The 16,098-nt window shown below is 59.8% G+C and carries 15 protein-coding genes; 10 read left to right on the forward strand and 5 right to left on the reverse strand.

Annotated elements, in window-relative coordinates; all coding sequences use genetic code 11:
- Positions 1 to 142 precede the first annotated feature (142 nt).
- The 5 genes from glnA (at position 143) to ntrC (ending at position 5,724) form a co-directional block, all read left to right on the forward strand.
- Positions 143 to 1,549: a type I glutamate--ammonia ligase gene (glnA, locus tag J3P75_RS26000; protein ID WP_090280253.1), complete on the forward strand. Its 1,407-nt coding sequence runs from the start codon at positions 143 to 145 to the stop codon at positions 1,547 to 1,549.
- Positions 1,550 to 1,833: 284 nt separating this feature from the next.
- Positions 1,834 to 2,346 carry a DUF4124 domain-containing protein gene (locus J3P75_RS26005; RefSeq protein WP_434708683.1) on the forward strand — a complete coding sequence of 171 codons (513 nt, stop codon included), beginning with the start codon at positions 1,834 to 1,836 and terminating at the stop codon, positions 2,344 to 2,346.
- Positions 2,343 to 2,975, forward strand: a complete 633-nt coding sequence (locus J3P75_RS26010) for a DUF4124 domain-containing protein (RefSeq protein ID WP_434708684.1) — start codon at positions 2,343 to 2,345, stop codon at positions 2,973 to 2,975. Before J3P75_RS26005 ends, J3P75_RS26010 begins: the two co-directional genes overlap by 4 nt.
- Positions 2,976 to 3,205: 230 nt before the next feature.
- Positions 3,206 to 4,291, forward strand: coding sequence for a nitrogen regulation protein NR(II) (glnL, locus tag J3P75_RS26015; protein WP_090280248.1), 1,086 nt, complete (start codon positions 3,206 to 3,208; stop codon positions 4,289 to 4,291).
- Positions 4,288 to 5,724, forward strand: coding sequence for a nitrogen regulation protein NR(I) (ntrC, locus tag J3P75_RS26020; RefSeq protein WP_090280245.1), 1,437 nt, complete (start codon positions 4,288 to 4,290; stop codon positions 5,722 to 5,724). The genes glnL and ntrC overlap by 4 nt, the downstream gene beginning before the upstream one ends.
- Before the next feature lie 624 nt (positions 5,725 to 6,348).
- Here ntrC and J3P75_RS26025 read toward each other — a convergent pair.
- Together J3P75_RS26025 and J3P75_RS26030 are read right to left on the reverse strand one after the other, a co-directional pair.
- Entirely contained in the window at positions 6,349 to 8,337 is a 1,989-nt protein-coding gene (locus J3P75_RS26025) for a leucine-rich repeat domain-containing protein (protein WP_434708685.1), read from the reverse strand.
- Positions 8,338 to 8,519: 182 nt separating this feature from the next.
- Positions 8,520 to 8,960: a hypothetical protein gene (locus J3P75_RS26030; protein ID WP_434708686.1), complete on the reverse strand. Its 441-nt coding sequence runs from the start codon at positions 8,958 to 8,960 to the stop codon at positions 8,520 to 8,522.
- Here J3P75_RS26030 and trmL point away from each other — a divergent pair.
- Entirely contained in the window at positions 8,959 to 9,414 is a 456-nt protein-coding gene (trmL, locus tag J3P75_RS26035; protein ID WP_027611265.1) for a tRNA (uridine(34)/cytosine(34)/5-carboxymethylaminomethyluridine(34)-2'-O)-methyltransferase TrmL, read from the forward strand. The two genes, J3P75_RS26030 and trmL, sit on opposite strands and share 2 nt — an antisense overlap.
- A 95-nt stretch (positions 9,415 to 9,509) precedes the next feature.
- On the opposite strand, the gene secB is transcribed toward trmL, so the two are convergent.
- Genes secB through J3P75_RS26050 form a run of 3 tightly spaced genes read right to left on the reverse strand, consistent with a single transcriptional unit; the run spans position 9,510 to position 10,722 of the window.
- The gene (secB, locus tag J3P75_RS26040) at positions 9,510 to 9,995 is read right to left on the reverse strand and encodes a protein-export chaperone SecB (RefSeq protein WP_064117041.1); all 486 of its coding nucleotides are present in this window, start codon (positions 9,993 to 9,995) and stop codon (positions 9,510 to 9,512) included.
- 57 nt (positions 9,996 to 10,052) lie between these two features.
- Complete coding sequence (grxC, locus tag J3P75_RS26045) at positions 10,053 to 10,307, reverse strand: glutaredoxin 3 (protein WP_434708688.1); 255 nt, start codon at positions 10,305 to 10,307, stop codon at positions 10,053 to 10,055.
- Position 10,308: 1 nt separating this feature from the next.
- Positions 10,309 to 10,722, reverse strand: coding sequence for a rhodanese-like domain-containing protein (locus J3P75_RS26050; protein ID WP_332765559.1), 414 nt, complete (start codon positions 10,720 to 10,722; stop codon positions 10,309 to 10,311).
- A 153-nt stretch (positions 10,723 to 10,875) separates the two neighbouring features.
- Between J3P75_RS26050 and gpmI the strand changes: the two genes are divergently transcribed.
- From gpmI to J3P75_RS26070, 4 genes are all read left to right on the forward strand, one after another.
- Entirely contained in the window at positions 10,876 to 12,405 is a 1,530-nt protein-coding gene (gene gpmI, locus J3P75_RS26055; protein WP_434708689.1) for a 2,3-bisphosphoglycerate-independent phosphoglycerate mutase, read from the forward strand.
- 231 nt (positions 12,406 to 12,636) lie between these two features.
- A complete protein-coding gene (locus J3P75_RS26060; RefSeq protein WP_434708690.1) occupies positions 12,637 to 13,923 on the forward strand; it encodes a murein hydrolase activator EnvC family protein in 1,287 nt (428 codons plus the stop codon).
- A gap of 31 nt (positions 13,924 to 13,954) precedes the next feature.
- The gene (locus tag J3P75_RS26065) at positions 13,955 to 15,274 is read left to right on the forward strand and encodes a S41 family peptidase (protein WP_434708691.1); all 1,320 of its coding nucleotides are present in this window, start codon (positions 13,955 to 13,957) and stop codon (positions 15,272 to 15,274) included.
- 2 nt (positions 15,275 to 15,276) lie between these two features.
- The gene (locus tag J3P75_RS26070; RefSeq protein ID WP_434708692.1) at positions 15,277 to 16,053 is read left to right on the forward strand and encodes a divergent polysaccharide deacetylase family protein; all 777 of its coding nucleotides are present in this window, start codon (positions 15,277 to 15,279) and stop codon (positions 16,051 to 16,053) included.
- Positions 16,054 to 16,098: the final 45 nt, after the last annotated feature.

Here is a 16,098-nt window from a genome sequence, read left to right on the forward strand (position 1 = left end):
AATTGGGGCAAAAAACCCATGCTGGGGCACTGGCATGCAATTTGCTCCCTTGTGAGGCAGGTTGCCTTGGCAGAGTATTCGCGCCGGCATCACCCAACTTTAAGGGCATCCACTACTAGCCCTAAGCCACCCGGAGGACAGTATGTCGAAGACGGTTCAACTCATCAAAGATCATGACGTCAAATGGATTGATCTGCGCTTCACGGACACCAAAGGCACTCAGCACCACGTGACCATGCCGGCTCGCGATGCGCTGGATGACGACTTCTTCGAAGTCGGCAAGATGTTCGACGGTTCCTCCATCGCTGGCTGGAAAGGCATCGAAGCCTCCGACATGATCCTGATGCCGGTTGACGAAACTGCCGTTCTCGACCCGTTCACCGAAGACGCTACCCTGATCCTGGTGTGCGACATCATCGAACCTTCGAGCATGCAAGGCTACGACCGCGACCCACGTGCGATCGCCAAGCGCGCCGAAGAGCACCTGAAAGCCACCGGTATCGGTGACACTGTGTTCGCCGGTCCAGAGCCTGAGTTCTTCATCTTTGACTCGGTGAAATTCAAGTCGGACATCTCCGGCTCGATGTTCAAGATCTACTCCGAGCAAGGTTCGTGGATGTCCGACCAGGACGTCGAAGGTGGCAACAAGGGTCACCGTCCAGGCGTCAAGGGTGGCTACTTCCCGGTTCCGCCGTTCGACCACGACCACGAAATCCGTACCTCCATGTGCAACGCACTGGAAGAAATGGGTCTGACCGTTGAAGTTCACCACCACGAAGTGGCGACTGCCGGCCAGAACGAAATCGGCGTCAAGTTCAACACCCTGGTGAAGAAAGCCGACGAAACCCAGACCCTGAAGTACGTCGTCCACAACGTTGCTGATGCATACGGCCGCACCGCGACCTTCATGCCGAAGCCACTGTACGGCGACAACGGTTCGGGCATGCACGTACACATGTCGATCTGGAAAGACGGCAAGAACACCTTCGCCGGTGAAGGCTATGCCGGCCTCTCCGATACCGCTCTGTACTTCATCGGCGGCATCATCAAGCACGGTAAGGCCCTGAACGGCTTCACCAACCCGGCCACCAACTCGTACAAGCGTCTGGTGCCAGGCTTCGAAGCGCCGGTAATGCTGGCCTACTCGGCTCGCAACCGCTCCGCGTCGATCCGCATTCCTTACGTGTCGAGCCCGAAAGCCCGCCGTATCGAGGCACGCTTCCCGGATCCGGCTGCCAACCCGTACCTGGCCTTCGCCGCACTGCTGATGGCCGGTCTGGACGGTATCCAGAACAAGATCCACCCAGGCGATGCCGCTGACAAAAATCTGTACGACCTGCCGCCTGAAGAGGCGAAAGAGATCCCACAGGTTTGCGGTAGCCTGAAAGAAGCCCTGGAAGAGCTGGACAAGGGCCGCGCGTTCCTGACCAAGGGCGGCGTATTCTCCGACGACTTCATCGACGCTTACATCGCGCTGAAATCGGAAGAAGAAATCAAGGTTCGCACCTTCGTACACCCACTGGAATATGAGCTGTACTACAGCTGCTGATCCGGTAGCGCTGCGTAACGCGGCGTGACAAAAAGAGGCCTCCTTCGGGAGGCCTTTTTTTATTGCCTCGATTTTGCGGCCAACCAAGTCCCCTGTAGGAGTGAGCCTGCTCGCGATGGCGGCGTGTCAGTCGCCAATTTTCTTGATGATCCACCGCGATCGCGAGCAGGCTCACTCCTACAGGGATTTGTGGTGTTTGAATGATCTTTGGATGTGTCGCAAGTTGGGCCAACCGCCCCACCTGTCCTATGCTGCACCCATCGCTTTCCATACCGGTCGAGTTCATGGGTCGCTCCTTTCTTTTTATGTTGCTGCTGATCGCCCTGCCCGCCGCTGCGCAGATCTACAAGTACACCGACGCCAATGGCAACACGGTCTACAGCGATCATTCGCCGGACGGTGTGAAGGCGCAGCCGGTTGAGCTGCCGCCGTTGAACCGTGTCGAGCCGCAAGCGCCAGTTTCGCCGTCCGCACCTGAGACCGAAGCGCGCCAGCCGCCGAGCAATGCCTACGAAATCCTTGAACTGGCCGGCCTGCCCACGGAAGAAGCCCTGCGCGCCAACAACGGCACTTTCACCGTCAACGTGCTGATCAAGCCGCGCCTGCAGCCGCCGCATCAATTAAGACTGGTACTCGACGACGAACCCTACGGCCAGCCAAGCAACGTGCCGAGCCTGCAACTGGTCAACGTCGACCGCGGCGAACATCGGCTTGCGGTGCAGGTGATCGACGGCCAGACCGTGATTCAGCAAAGCCCACCCGCAGTCTTCACCGTGCAGCGGGTGCATCGACCATGAAAGTTGCCTGCCTGATCCTGTGCCTGCTCGCCCTGCCCGCCTCAGCCGAGGTGTTCACCTATATCGATGCTCAGGGCAATCGCGTCTACACCGACCAGCCGCGCGGCAATGCCAAGCGTGTACCGATCGCCACCAGCAATCGCATGTCTGCCAGCCCGACCGCCGCCGCCGCCGCCGCCGCCGCCCCGAGTAGCCAAACCAGGAACGCCTCACCACAGCCACCGTTTCATTACGACATGCTGCGGGTTCTGGTGCCCGAGCCCGATGCGACCATCCGCAGCAGTGCCGGAGAACTGATTGTCAGCATCACCAGCGAGCCCGGCTTGCAGCAAGGGCACCGCTATCGCTTGTTGCTGGACGGAAAGCCAACCGGCGAACCCGGCCTGAGCCCGGTCTTCCCGCTGAGCAATATAGATCGCGGCAGCCACAACCTGTCGGCAGAAATTCTCGATGCCGAGGGCCGCACCGTCGAACGCACCGCCAACCAGCCCTTCCACATGCTGCGCATTTCGCTGGCGCAGAGACGTCAGGTCAAACCTTGCACCAAAGACGATTACGGCGTGCGGCCGGAATGCCCGCTGAAAGACAAACCTGAAGAACCGAAAAACCCCTTCCTGCGCTTCTTCTGACGCTACCAAGCGATGCGCACTATATTGGTGCGCTAAGCTGCACCCTACTCAAATTCCAACCCATTTTGGTTCGAAACTTCCCGTTTGAGCTGGCTTCGTGCCATACAAACGCGCGTCAAACGCCTGTTTCACGGGTTAAACGCTTCTTTTCGGAGCCTTGGTTTGGTTTTTGCATTTTCCCGGTATCAGCGCTTAGTTCTCGCGCACGCCTTGCTCCAAAAGGGGTCCAGATGACCATAAGCGACGCAATCCATCGTTTGCTGCTCGACAACCTGACCACCGCGACCATCCTGCTCGACGCGCAATTACGCCTCGAGTACATGAACCCGGCGGCGGAAATGCTGCTGGCCGTCAGCGGTCAGCGCAGCCATGGCCAGTTCATCAGCGAGCTGTTCACCGAATCCCCCGAGGCGCTCAACTCCCTGCGCCAGGCGGTCGAGCAAGCGCATCCGTTTACCAAGCGCGAAGCGATGCTCACCGCGCTCACCGGCCAGACGTTGACCGTGGACTACGCGGTAACGCCGATCCTCAGCAATGGCGAAACCCTGCTTTTGCTTGAAGTCCACCCGCGTGACCGCTTGCTGCGGATCACCAAGGAAGAGGCGCAGTTGTCCAAGCAGGAAACCAGCAAGATGCTGGTACGCGGCCTCGCCCACGAGATCAAGAACCCGCTCGGCGGGATTCGTGGCGCCGCGCAATTGCTGGCCCGCGAACTGCCGGAAGACAGCCTGCGCGATTACACCAACGTGATCATTGAAGAGGCCGACCGCCTGCGCAATCTGGTCGACCGCATGCTCGGTTCCAACAAGCTGCCGTCGCTGGCGATGTGCAACGTCCACGAAGTGCTCGAACGCGTCTGCCAACTGGTCGAAGCCGAAAGCCAGGGCTGCATCACCTTGGTGCGCGACTATGACCCGAGCATTCCGGACGTATTGATCGACCGTGAGCAGATGATTCAGGCGGTATTGAACATCGTGCGCAATGCGATGCAGGCGATCAGCAGCCAGAACGAGCTGCGTCTGGGCCGCATCAGCCTGCGCACCCGTGCCATGCGCCAGTTCACCATCGGCCATATCCGTCATCGCCTGGTGACCAAGATCGAAATCATCGACAACGGCCCGGGCATCCCTGCGGAACTGCAGGAAACCATTTTCTTTCCGATGGTCAGCGGGCGCCCGGACGGTACCGGGCTGGGCCTGGCCATTACCCAGAACATCATCAGTCAGCATCAGGGCCTGATCGAGTGTGAGAGCCATCCAGGCCACACCACGTTCTCGATCTTCCTGCCACTGGAACAAGGAGCCACATCGACATGAGCCGTAGTGAAACCGTGTGGATCGTCGATGACGACCGTTCTATCCGTTGGGTTCTGGAAAAGGCCTTGCAACAGGAAGGCATGACCACGCAGAGCTTCGACAGCGCCGATGGCGTGATGAGTCGTCTGGCGCGGCAGCAGCCGGACGTGATCATTTCCGACATCCGCATGCCCGGCGCCAGCGGTCTGGACCTGTTGGCGCGGATTCGCGAACAGCACCCGCGGTTGCCGGTCATCATCATGACCGCTCACTCCGATCTGGACAGCGCGGTCGCCTCGTATCAGGGCGGCGCGTTTGAATACTTGCCGAAGCCGTTCGACGTCGACGAGGCCGTTTCGCTGGTCAAGCGTGCCAATCAGCACGCTCAGGAACAGCAAGGACTGGAAGTCGTACCGGCATTGACCCGCACTCCGGAAATCATCGGCGAAGCGCCGGCGATGCAGGAAGTGTTTCGCGCCATCGGCCGCTTGAGCCATTCCAACATCACCGTGCTGATCAACGGTGAGTCGGGTACCGGTAAAGAACTGGTCGCCCACGCCCTGCACCGTCACAGCCCACGCGCGGCGTCGCCGTTCATTGCGTTGAACATGGCAGCGATCCCCAAGGATCTGATGGAGTCGGAACTGTTCGGCCATGAGAAAGGCGCGTTCACCGGCGCGGCCAACTTGCGTCGCGGCCGTTTTGAACAGGCGGATGGCGGCACACTGTTCCTCGATGAAATCGGCGACATGCCGGCCGACACCCAGACGCGTCTGTTGCGCGTGCTGGCTGACGGTGAGTTCTATCGGGTGGGCGGGCATGTGCCGGTCAAGGTCGACGTGCGCATCATCGCCGCAACGCACCAGAACCTGGAAACCCTGGTGCATGCCGGCAAATTCCGTGAGGACTTGTTCCACCGCCTCAACGTGATCCGCATTCACATCCCGCGCCTGTCCGATCGTCGCGAAGACATCCCGACCCTGGCCAAACACTTCCTCAGCCGCGCCGCCCAGGAACTCGCGGTCGAGCCCAAGCTGCTGAAAAGCGAGACCGAGGAATACCTGAAAAACCTGCCATGGCCGGGCAACGTGCGTCAGCTGGAGAACACCTGCCGCTGGATCACGGTGATGGCTTCCGGGCGCGAAGTGCACATCAGCGACTTGCCGCCAGAACTGCTGAACCTGCCGCAGGATTCGGCGCCGGTGACCAACTGGGAACAGGCGCTGCGTCAGTGGGCCGATCAGGCCTTGGCGCGTGGTCAGTCAAGTCTGCTCGACAGCGCGGTACCGGCGTTTGAGCGGATCATGATCGAGACGGCCCTCAAGCACACCGCCGGTCGCCGTCGTGACGCTGCGGTGTTACTGGGTTGGGGGCGTAATACCCTGACGCGCAAGATCAAGGAATTGGGGATGAAGGTTGATGGTGGCGATGATGACGAGGGGGATGAGGGTTAACGCTTCGTTCGCTTGAGATCGTCGGTGTATTCGAGATCCAATCCCCTCACCCCAGCCCTCTCCCAATGGGAGAGGGAGCAGATCCCGAGCGCTTTCAAAGCTTGAGTTCGGCTCGGTACCTCAGGTCGGCGTAATCCGAAAAAACGCCACGGTCAGTCCCCTCTCCCTCGGGAGAGGGTTAGGGTGAGGGCCGCCGTGCACCGCATCAATGCACAATGACCCGTGATCGCGCACAGCGACATCGCCACACTTACCATCTAAAAAGCCTAAATCCTCCCAAGCCGCACACGCGAAAGCCCCGAAATCCGGGGCTTTCGTATTTCTGAACAGGCTTTTTGTTACAGCAGATTAAAACCTGGCACGCCCCCTGCAACATCTCTTACAGGTGATTCGTTTCACCACCCGTTTCGGGGACCTTGGTACAGGCAGGCCGGGGATTCCCCTCTTTACATCGGGCCATGTCGCAACGCGACGAGCTCACCCTTTTGGGATCCTTGGTACAGGCAGGCCGGGGGTTCCCTCTTTACACCGGACCGACGCTCACAGCGAAGTCCGCCCCTTTTGGGAACCCTGATACAGGCAGGTCAGGGATTCCCGCTTTTACTCCTCCCCCCGGTTCGAGGCTCAATCGAGCTTCGGGCGCTTGGGCAGATGATGCAGGGGCTGATTCTGCCGTGTACTGTCGTATGTGCGTATTTCTTCTTCCAGCTTTTCCAGCATTCCTACTGGGCTCGGTTCTTCAGCCAAAATCTGATTCAGTCGCAACTGCTCGTCTACATCAGCCTTGTCGTATATCTCGAGAAACGACCAGACGCGCCGCTGCAATAGCGGCCGCTCAACGTAAAACTCCGGCGTACGGCTCAGCTTCTTCAGACCTCTGGCAAGATGGCTAACGCTGCCCCAGAGTTGTAGCTTTCGAGCCAATTGCTCTGCCGGGACATGTTGCAGCCAAAGATTGGCCGACAAATCAAAACTTTCGCTTCCGAGCCAAATGTCGTTACCTGTCTGGTTACGTGCATATAGCAGCCGACGGAGGGAGACCGGATCAGTGATTGGATTGCCGATGAGATTGAAACCGGCTCTGAGTTCAACGGATGCCGGGATCGCTGTGATTCGATTATTCGCCAGATTCAATACTTTTTCTGGAATCATCGAGGTAATGCCCTCGGGAAATCCGTCTAGCCCCATGTGGGAAAGATCCAGTTCCTGCAGCGCTGTCATAGCTTTGACTGAGGGTGCGGCAAATATCGGATTGTCACCCAGTTTTAAAACTTCCAGCTTCGACGGACCATTGCCAGCATCAAGCCCGGAAGGAAGACGGCTTATTCCAGTCCGCGTCAGATCCAACACACGTAACTCGGTCATGCCGGTCAAATCCGGTTCAACTGGCGAATAATCAGCCACGTGTTGCACAGGCTCCCCTGGGCGCCACGGACCGGCATGCTCGGTCAACACTTTGACCCGTGTATCAATCAACCTCAACACCTGCAGCCTACTCAGGCCCCTCAACGAAAAACCTGCCGGCAAGTCGCAATTCTGCAGATTCAGCTCCCGTAACCGGGTAAGCCCTGTCAACTGCCCTGCAAAGCTTGAATCCATACTGAATCTTGATTGAGCTGCCTGGAACATGAACAACCCGCTCGCGGCATTTCTTCTGGTAATCGCCTGGCTTGATATCGTCAGACTTTCAATGTTGGGAAACTGCCTGAAAAAAACCGCTGCATCCAGCGGAGCATGTCCCTTCAAAGCGAGAGAAACGACTGCGCTGAATCTCAACGACAGCAGCTTGTCGACCGGCCATAACGTGAGATTGATATCCAGCTTGTAACCTGACAGTCGCCCATCGCTATAGACTCGCTGATCAGGCTGGCCGTGCCACTCGTACACGTGCCGCAGCTTGCCCCACATATCCAACGCCTGCTGCATCTCCCCGTCATAGGTCATACGAGGCTCGTGGAACGGGATGCTGACGTGTTCGATGTCCAGCTGAGGCGAACCACGCTGGATACGCTGGAGTTCGGCATCCGCCACATCCTTGTCATCGAACCGGGCGATAAAAGCGTCCGCATCGAGATCGCTTGCTTGCGAAAGATACTTTTTGATCTGTGCGCGCGTGGGTCGCTCAACCAACTGGCGCGGATACCAATGACCGCTGGCGACGTCGCGTAGCAATACCGGGCCCGATGGCAGCAACTCGTTTGGGCGCCGGGCGCGATATAAACCGGTGACGGGGTCCGCAGCGACAAGAACCAGATCGCCATTGGCCAGGTCAGCATACGTGCGGCGGCTGATCACCCGCAGACCGTCTTCATTGATCTGTGGAAGGATCGCCCGGGCATTGGTGGCGTAATCGTCCAGCGATAACAGGGGCGGAGGACGATGAACTGCAGTGGGTGAGGCGTGAACCTCCACGACCGCGACTGGGCCAACTGCATCGCGGCCTGACTCACTGGATGATCCGGCCCGCGGCTGCAAATTATCCTGAGCGCTACTTGAGTCGGCGCTTCTGCGACCCGACTGACCGGACAGCGACTGATCCGCGTCCGCCGACCGATTCGCGCTGGCGGGGACGTCAACGTGGTTACCGCCGCGACGAGGTGGTTTGACTGGCATATCTTTCTTCCTTGAAAAGTCGCTCTGCGTTCATGCGAGAGGCGAGGGTTTCGGCATCCTGCCGTTTGAAGGAGAGAAACGATAGCGTGAGCCGGTGTTCGTTGGAGACGGGAAAGAGAGACGCTTGCAGTGGGAAATGACGCCATAAGGCGTCGGAGTGAACAGCGAGAAAAGGTTATCCGCTAGGGCTCGCTCAAGCGGATCTCCAGGCGCCAGCGGTCGTCAACCTCGCTGCCGACCCACTCGCCTTTCAGCGGCCGTGCCGCCAGCACCGTCAGCAGCAAGCCACCATCGCTCTTGCGTGTGCGCCAGTTGACGTCCCGGCCATTGAGTTTCAGCTGACCTTTTTGCGCGCGCCCTTCAGCCTGAAACAGCAGCGCCACGCTGCCGTCGATGATCTCGCCATGCAGCTTCGGTTCGTTGTTGAACCACACCACCAGACCGCCATCGGTCACCTCGACCTGCTGCAACTCGCTGGGGTCCGGCGTGGTCAGGCGACCGATCATCAGGCCGACCATCAGGCCGACAATCGCCAGTGAACCGATCACCCGCGGGAATAGTTTCGAACGGTTGTCCACAGGCGGCGTAGAATGCCGCTCATCTTTACCTTCGGAGCCGTGCATGTTTCACGTCATCCTTTTTCAACCAGAAATTCCGCCGAATACCGGCAACGTTATCAGGCTGTGCGCCAACAGCGGCTGCCACCTGCATTTGATCGAACCGCTGGGTTTCGAGATGGACGACAAGCGCCTGCGCCGCGCCGGTCTCGACTACCACGAATATGCCACGCTGCAACGCCATGCGGACCTCGCCAGTTGCCTGGAAAGTCTCGGCAATCCGCGCTTGTTCGCTTTTACCACCAAGGGCTCTCGGCCGTTTCACGACGCGGCGTTCGTGCCGGGTGATGCGTTTATCTTCGGCCCGGAAAGCCGCGGCTTGCCCGCCGAGGTGCTCGATGCGCTTCCCGCAGAACAGCGCCTGCGCCTGCCGATGCGAGAAGGCTGCCGCAGCCTGAACCTGTCCAACACCGTCGCGGTCGCCGTGTACGAAGCCTGGCGCCAGAACGACTTCAAATAGTATTCGCCTGACCAAAACAATCGCGGGCAAGCCCGCTCCCACAGGATGTGCAAAACCTGTGGGAGCGGGCTTGCCCGCGATGCGTATCCGCGCCGTTATTGAACGGTTGGCGTCTCGCCGCTTTCCTGCATGCGCTGCAGTTCTTGCGCGTACAGGGCGTCGAAGTTCACCGGAGCCAGCATCAGTGCCGGGAACGAACCACGGGTGACCAGGCTGTCGAGGGTTTCGCGCGCGTACGGGAACAGAATGTTCGGGCAGAACGCACCCAGGGTGTGGCTCATCGAAGCGGCGTCGAGGTTCTTGATCAGGAAGATACCGGCCTGCTGCACTTCAGCGATGAAGGCGACTTCCTCACCATTTTTCACGGTCACGGACAGGGTCAGCACGACTTCAAAGAAGTCACCTTCCAGCGCTTTCTGGCGGGTGTTCAGATCCAGCGCGACCGCCGGGTCCCACTGTTGGCGGAAGATCGCCGGGCTTTTCGGGGCTTCGAAGGACAGGTCGCGTACGTAGATGCGCTGCAAGGAGAATTGCGGTGCGGTTTCTTCTTCGCTGGCTGCAGTGTTCTGTTGGTCAGTCATCTCAGATCCTTATCGATCTTGGGTCTTTTAGGGAGTGCTGTACGTGGGTGCAGCCGTTCAGCCCTTGAGCAGCGCGTCGAGTTTGCCGGCGCGCTCCAGAGCATATAAATCATCACAACCGCCGATATGCTTTTCGCCGATCCAGATCTGAGGCACGGACGTGCGTCCGGCCTTGCTGGTCATGTCGGCGCGCAGCTGCGGCTTGCCATCGACCTTGATCTCTTCGAAGGCCACGCCTTTGCTGGCGAGCAGGTGCTTGGCGCGCGAACAGTAAGGGCAGTAATCGCTGGAGTAGACGACGACGTGGCTCATATCACTTCACCAATGGCAGGTTGTCGCCTTTCCAGCTGGAAATCCCGCCGGACAGCTTGGCGGCGGTGAAGCCGGATTTCATCAGCTCGCGGGCATGAGTACCAGCAGTCTGACCGAGGGCGTCGACCAGAATGATGGTCTTGGACTTGTGTTTTTCCAGCTCGCCGGTACGGGCAGCCAGTTTGTCCTGCGGAATGTTCACCGCACCGACGATGTGGCCAGCGGCGTAATCCTTGGCCGGACGGATGTCTACCACTACGCCTGCGTCTTTGTTGACCAGTGCGGTCAGTTCGCCGGTGCTCAGGCTTTTACCGCCGCCCTGCATCGTGTGCGCCAGCAACAGAGCCAGCAGTACGACGAAGATACCGACAAGAATGTAGTGGTTAGTGGCAAATTCAATCAGGTGAGCAACCATCGAAGGAGGTTCCAGGGCGTTAAAATGTCGGCCAGTATACACAGCCACTATGGTCGGCCAAACCCCGTCCGGCGGTGACGCGGTTGGAACTTCGCTTTAAACTCCAACTCCGTTTTGCATCGCCCTCTTCTTTATTAGCCACGAGTGGATTCCATGACGACTACGCCTAAACCTTTGGTCCTGATGATTCTCGACGGCTTCGGTCACAGCGACAGCCCCGAATCGAACGCCGTGTTCGCGGCGAAAAAACCGGTTCTCGATCGCCTCTGGGCCACGGTGCCGAACGGCTTGATCTCGGGCAGCGGCATGGACGTCGGCCTGCCGGACGGGCAGATGGGCAACTCCGAAGTCGGCCACATGAACCTCGGCGCCGGGCGTGTGGTGTATCAGGACTTCACTCGCGTGACCAAAGCGATCCGCGACGGCGAGTTCTTCGACAACCCGACCATCTGCGCCGCAGTGGACAAAGCGGTTAACGCCGGCAAGGCCGTGCACTTCATGGGCCTGCTGTCGGATGGCGGCGTGCACAGCCACCAGGATCACCTGATCGCCATGGCTGAACTGGCATTCAAGCGCGGCGCGGAAAAAATCTATCTGCACGCTTTTCTCGATGGCCGCGATACGCCGCCGAAAAGTGCTGCCTCGTCGATCGAACTGCTCGACGCGACTTTCCAGGCACTCGGCAAGGGCCGCATCGCCAGCATCATCGGCCGTTATTTCGCCATGGACCGTGACAACCGCTGGGATCGTGTCGCCCAGGCCTACAACCTGATCGTCGACGGTAACAGCGAGTTCCACGCCGCCACCGCTCAGGAAGGTCTTGAAGCCGCCTACGCGCGCGGCGAGAGCGATGAATTCGTCAAAGCCACGACCATCGGTGAACCGGTCAAAGTCGAAGACGGCGATGCCGTGGTGTTCATGAACTTCCGTGCCGACCGCGCCCGCGAGCTGACCCGCGTGTTCGTCGAGGACGATTTCAAGGAATTCGAACGCGCCCGTCAGCCGAAACTGGCCGGTTTCGTCATGCTCACCCAATACGCGGCGAGCATCCCGGCACCGTCGGCATTCGCCGCTGGCAGCCTGGAAAACGTGCTGGGCGACTATCTGGCGAAAAAGGGCAAAACCCAGCTGCGCATCGCTGAAACCGAGAAATACGCCCATGTGACCTTCTTTTTCTCCGGCGGTCGTGAAGAACCGTTCCCCGGCGAAGAGCGCATCCTGATTCCGTCGCCGAAAGTCGCCACCTACGACTTACAGCCGGAAATGAGCGCACCCGAGGTGACCGACCGCATCGTCGACGCCATCGAAAACCAGCGTTACGACGTGATCGTGGTCAACTACGCCAACGGCGACATGGTCGGCCACAGCGGCGTGTTCGACGCAGCGGTCAAAGCGGTCGAATGCCTGGACACCTGCGTCGGGCGCATCGTTGAAGCACTGGAAAAAGTCGGCGGCGAAGCGCTGATCACCGCCGACCACGGCAACGTCGAGCAGATGGCCGACGAATCCACCGGCCAGGCGCACACCGCGCACACCACCGAGCCGGTGCCGTTCATTTATGTCGGCAAGCGCGACCTCAAGGTGCGTGAGGGTGGCGTACTGGCGGATGTAGCGCCGACCATGCTGATGCTGCTGGGCCTGGAAAAACCGGCGGAGATGACCGGTACCTCAATCCTGGTCTGATCCGAATCCAACGAACACTGCAAAACCTTTGTAGGAGTGAGCCTGCTCGCGATAGCAATCCGACAGTCAACTACTCTGTCGGATGTGACTACGCCATCGCGAGCAGGCTCACTCCTACACGGGTTTGTGGTGTTTTTCAGGCCAGTTATCACACAGCCCCAATTGGGCGTTTTTTTTGCAGCCTCGGGCGGGCATACTAGGCCGTCCCTTACCCTGGTGCCGCCCGCCCCTATGCTTCGCGTCCTGATCGCCCTTGCTCTGACCTGTCTGCTCCAGCCGGCCTTCGCCGACGAGCGCGCGCAAACCCAACAGCAGTTGGACGCCACGCGTCAGGATATCGCCGAGCTGAAAAAGCTCCTGGGCAAGCTGCAGGAAGAAAAGTCCGGCGTGCAGAAGGAGCTCAAGGGCACCGAAACCGAGATGGGCAAGCTGCAGAAGCAGGTCGACGCCCTGCAGAAAGAATTGCAGAAAAGCGAATCCGAGCTGCAGCGGCTCGATGCAGAGAAAAAAAAACTCCAGAGCGCGCGCACTGAACAGCAGCGACTGATCGCCATTCAGGCCCGAGCGGCCTATCAGAACGGCCGTCAGGAATACCTCAAGCTGCTGCTCAACCAGCAGAACCCCGAGAAATTCGCCCGCACCCTGACCTATTACGACTACCTGAGCCAGGCCCGCCTGGAACAGCTGAAGAATTTCAACGAAACCCTGCGCCAACTGGCCAATGTCGAACAGGACATCGGCTTGCAGCAGGCGCAGTTGCTGGTACAGAAAAGCGACCTCGACACTCAGCGCGAAGCACTCGAGAAAGTCCGCAAGGAGCGCCAGCAGGTTCTCGCCAAGCTTAATGACGACGTAAAAGCACGCGATCAGAAACTCGCCGCCCGCGAGCAGGATCAGGCAGACCTGTCTAAAGTCCTTAAAACCATTGAAGAAACCCTGGCCCGCCAGGCTCGTGAGGCAGAAGAAGCGCGGCAGAAAGCGCTGATCGCCCAGCAGGAAGCGGAAAAAAAGCGCTTGCGTGAGGCGCAGGCTGACAACACCGACGCCCCACGAAAACCCGTCCGATCAACCCCCGGCGCACTGGTGTCCAGCAGCGGCGAGACGTTTGGCGGGCCTTTTGCTGCAACCCGGGGAAAACTTCCATGGCCGGTTGATGGTCGATTACTCGCACGCTTCGGTGAAAGCCGCGGCGACGATGCCCGAACCAAGTGGGACGGCGTGATGATCAGCGCCTCCGCTGGCAGTCAGGTGCATGCCGTCCACGGCGGTCGCGTGGTGTTCGCCGACTGGCTGCGCGGTGCCGGGCTGCTGGTGATCCTCGATCACGGCAACGGTTTTTTGAGTCTGTACGGCCACAACCAGACGCTGCTCAAGTCGGCGGGTGATGTGGTCAAAGCGGGTGAGTCGATCTCCACTGTCGGTAACAGTGGCGGTCAGGACACGCCAGCGCTGTATTTCGCAATTCGTCAGCAGGGTCACCCGAGTGATCCGGCGCAATGGTGTCGTGCGCAAGGATAAGCGCCGCATCTAATTCAGGAGTTCGTTCGACATGCTGCATTTGTCCCGCCTTACCTCGCTGGCCCTGACGATCGCCCTGGTGATCGGCGCGCCTCTGGCGTTCGCCGCGCAACCGGCCCCGGCCGTCGCTCCGGCAGGCACTGCCGCGACCGCCAAGGCACCGCTGCCGCTGGAAGAGCTGCGCACCTTCGCCGAGGTCATGGACCGGATCAAAGCCGCGTACGTCGAACCCGTGGACGACAAGACCCTGCTGGAAAACGCGATCAAGGGCATGCTCAGCAACCTTGATCCGCATTCGGCTTACCTGGGCCCGGAAGATTTCACCGAATTGCAGGAAAGCACCAGCGGTGAATTCGGCGGCCTGGGCATCGAAGTCGGCGCCGAGGATGGCTTCATCAAGGTCGTCTCGCCGATCGATGACACTCCGGCGTCGAAGGCCGGCATTCAGGCTGGCGACTTCATCGTCAAGATCAACGGCCAGCCGACACGCGGCCAGACCATGACCGAAGCCGTCGACAAGATGCGCGGCAAGATCGGTCAGAAAATCACCCTCACCCTGGTCCGCGATGGCGGTACGCCGTTCGACGTGACCCTGGCGCGGGCGGTGATTCAGGTCAAGAGCGTCAAGGCACAGCTGCTCGAATCGGGTTATGGCTACATCCGCATTACCCAGTTCCAGGTCAAGACCGGTGACGAAGTCTCCAAGGCGCTGGCCAAGATGCGCAAGGACAACGGCAAGAAGCTCAACGGCATCATTCTCGACCTGCGCAACAACCCGGGCGGCGTGCTGCAATCGGCGGTGGAAGTGGTCGACCACTTCATCACCAAAGGCCTGATCGTTTACACCAAGGGCCGCATCGCCAACTCCGAACTGCGCTTCTCGGCGACCGGCAAGGACGAAAGCGAAGCAGTGCCGATGGTCGTGCTGATCAACGGCGGCAGCGCTTCGGCGTCGGAAATCGTCGCCGGCGCCCTGCAGGATCAGAAACGCGCTGTGGTCATGGGCACCACCAGTTTCGGCAAAGGCTCGGTGCAAACCGTGCTGCCGCTGAACAACGACCGCGCACTGAAAATCACTACGGCGTTGTACTTTACGCCCAATGGCCGTTCGATCCAGGCGCAGGGCATCGTCCCGGACATCGAAGTGCGCCGCGCGAAGATCACCAACGAAGCCGACAGCGAATATTTCAAGGAAGCCGATCTGCAGGGCCACCTGGGCAACGGCAACGGCGGCGCCGACAAACCGACCGGCTCCGGCGGCAAGGCCAAAGCCATGCCACAGGATGACGATTACCAGTTGGCCCAGGCCCTGAGCCTGCTCAAAGGGCTGAGCATCACGTCCGGCCGTTGAGGATGTCACTGCGTTTTCTGTTCGTTCTGTTGTGCTGCCTGGCGGGTGCTGTTCACGCAGAGCCCGCCAGCCCGAAACCGCACAAAGCCTACCTGACGCTGATCATCGATGACCTGGGGCAAAACCTGCCCCGGGATCGTCGTGTACTCGCCCTGCCCGGCCCAGTGACCGCGGCGATCATGCCGGACACCCCACACGCCACCGAGTTTGCCCGCGAGGCCCATCGCGCCGGCAAGATCGTCATCCTGCACATGCCAATGGACCCGGCCACCGGGCGTTATGCCTGGCACCCGGAACTGCCGATCGAAGAACTCGAAAAACGCCTCAACGCCGCTTTCGAAAAAGTCCCGTTCACCGCCGGCATCAACAACCACATGGGCAGCCGCATGACCGCACAACCCGCGGCGATGGCGTGGTTGATGGCTGAATTGCAGCGGCGGCACAAGTTTTTCGTCGACAGCCGCACCAGCGCGCAAACGGTCGCTGCGCAGCAAGCGCAGAAAATCGATCTGGCGAGTGTCTCGCGAGACGTATTCCTTGATGACGAGCGCACAGAAGCTGCGATCGCCACGCAGTTGCAAACCGCGATCGCTCTGGCGCATCGACAGGGCTCAGCGGTAATGATCGGTCATCCGTATCCACAGACCCTCGCGGTGCTCGAGCGCGAATTGCCGAAGTTGAAGGCGCAGGGCATCGACTGGATCGATATCCGGCAAATGATCAGCGTACGCAGCAACCGCGCCATGGCCAGCCATGGCAAGGACGGCGTTTACCGGTAAAACCCTGTGACGTTGGCACATACATAGTTACCACCCGATAACCGT

The sequence above is a fragment of the Pseudomonas sp. R1-1 genome, from assembly GCF_051132135.1.
Classification (GTDB): domain Bacteria; phylum Pseudomonadota; class Gammaproteobacteria; order Pseudomonadales; family Pseudomonadaceae; genus Aquipseudomonas.

Bases quoted from the DNA above. Each gene is read 5' to 3' on its own strand.
- J3P75_RS26030 (WP_434708686.1), bottom strand. From the start codon at position 8,960: ATGCACGGCTCCGAAGGTAAAGATGAGCGGCATTCTACGCCGCCTGTG.
- ntrC (WP_090280245.1), top strand. From the start codon at position 4,288: ATGAGCCGTAGTGAAACCGTGTGGATCGTCGATGACGACCGTTCTATC.
- J3P75_RS26005 (WP_434708683.1), top strand. From the start codon at position 1,834: ATGGGTCGCTCCTTTCTTTTTATGTTGCTGCTGATCGCCCTGCCCGCC.
- J3P75_RS26010 (WP_434708684.1), top strand. From the start codon at position 2,343: ATGAAAGTTGCCTGCCTGATCCTGTGCCTGCTCGCCCTGCCCGCCTCA.
- J3P75_RS26060 (WP_434708690.1), top strand. From the start codon at position 12,637: ATGCTTCGCGTCCTGATCGCCCTTGCTCTGACCTGTCTGCTCCAGCCG.
- J3P75_RS26065 (WP_434708691.1), top strand. From the start codon at position 13,955: ATGCTGCATTTGTCCCGCCTTACCTCGCTGGCCCTGACGATCGCCCTG.
- glnL (WP_090280248.1), top strand. From the start codon at position 3,206: ATGACCATAAGCGACGCAATCCATCGTTTGCTGCTCGACAACCTGACC.
- grxC (WP_434708688.1), bottom strand. From the start codon at position 10,307: ATGAGCCACGTCGTCGTCTACTCCAGCGATTACTGCCCTTACTGTTCG.
- J3P75_RS26070 (WP_434708692.1), top strand. From the start codon at position 15,277: ATGTCACTGCGTTTTCTGTTCGTTCTGTTGTGCTGCCTGGCGGGTGCT.
- J3P75_RS26025 (WP_434708685.1), bottom strand. From the start codon at position 8,337: ATGCCAGTCAAACCACCTCGTCGCGGCGGTAACCACGTTGACGTCCCC.
- gpmI (WP_434708689.1), top strand. From the start codon at position 10,876: ATGACGACTACGCCTAAACCTTTGGTCCTGATGATTCTCGACGGCTTC.
- trmL (WP_027611265.1), top strand. From the start codon at position 8,959: ATGTTTCACGTCATCCTTTTTCAACCAGAAATTCCGCCGAATACCGGC.
- J3P75_RS26050 (WP_332765559.1), bottom strand. From the start codon at position 10,722: ATGGTTGCTCACCTGATTGAATTTGCCACTAACCACTACATTCTTGTC.
- secB (WP_064117041.1), bottom strand. From the start codon at position 9,995: ATGACTGACCAACAGAACACTGCAGCCAGCGAAGAAGAAACCGCACCG.
- glnA (WP_090280253.1), top strand. From the start codon at position 143: ATGTCGAAGACGGTTCAACTCATCAAAGATCATGACGTCAAATGGATT.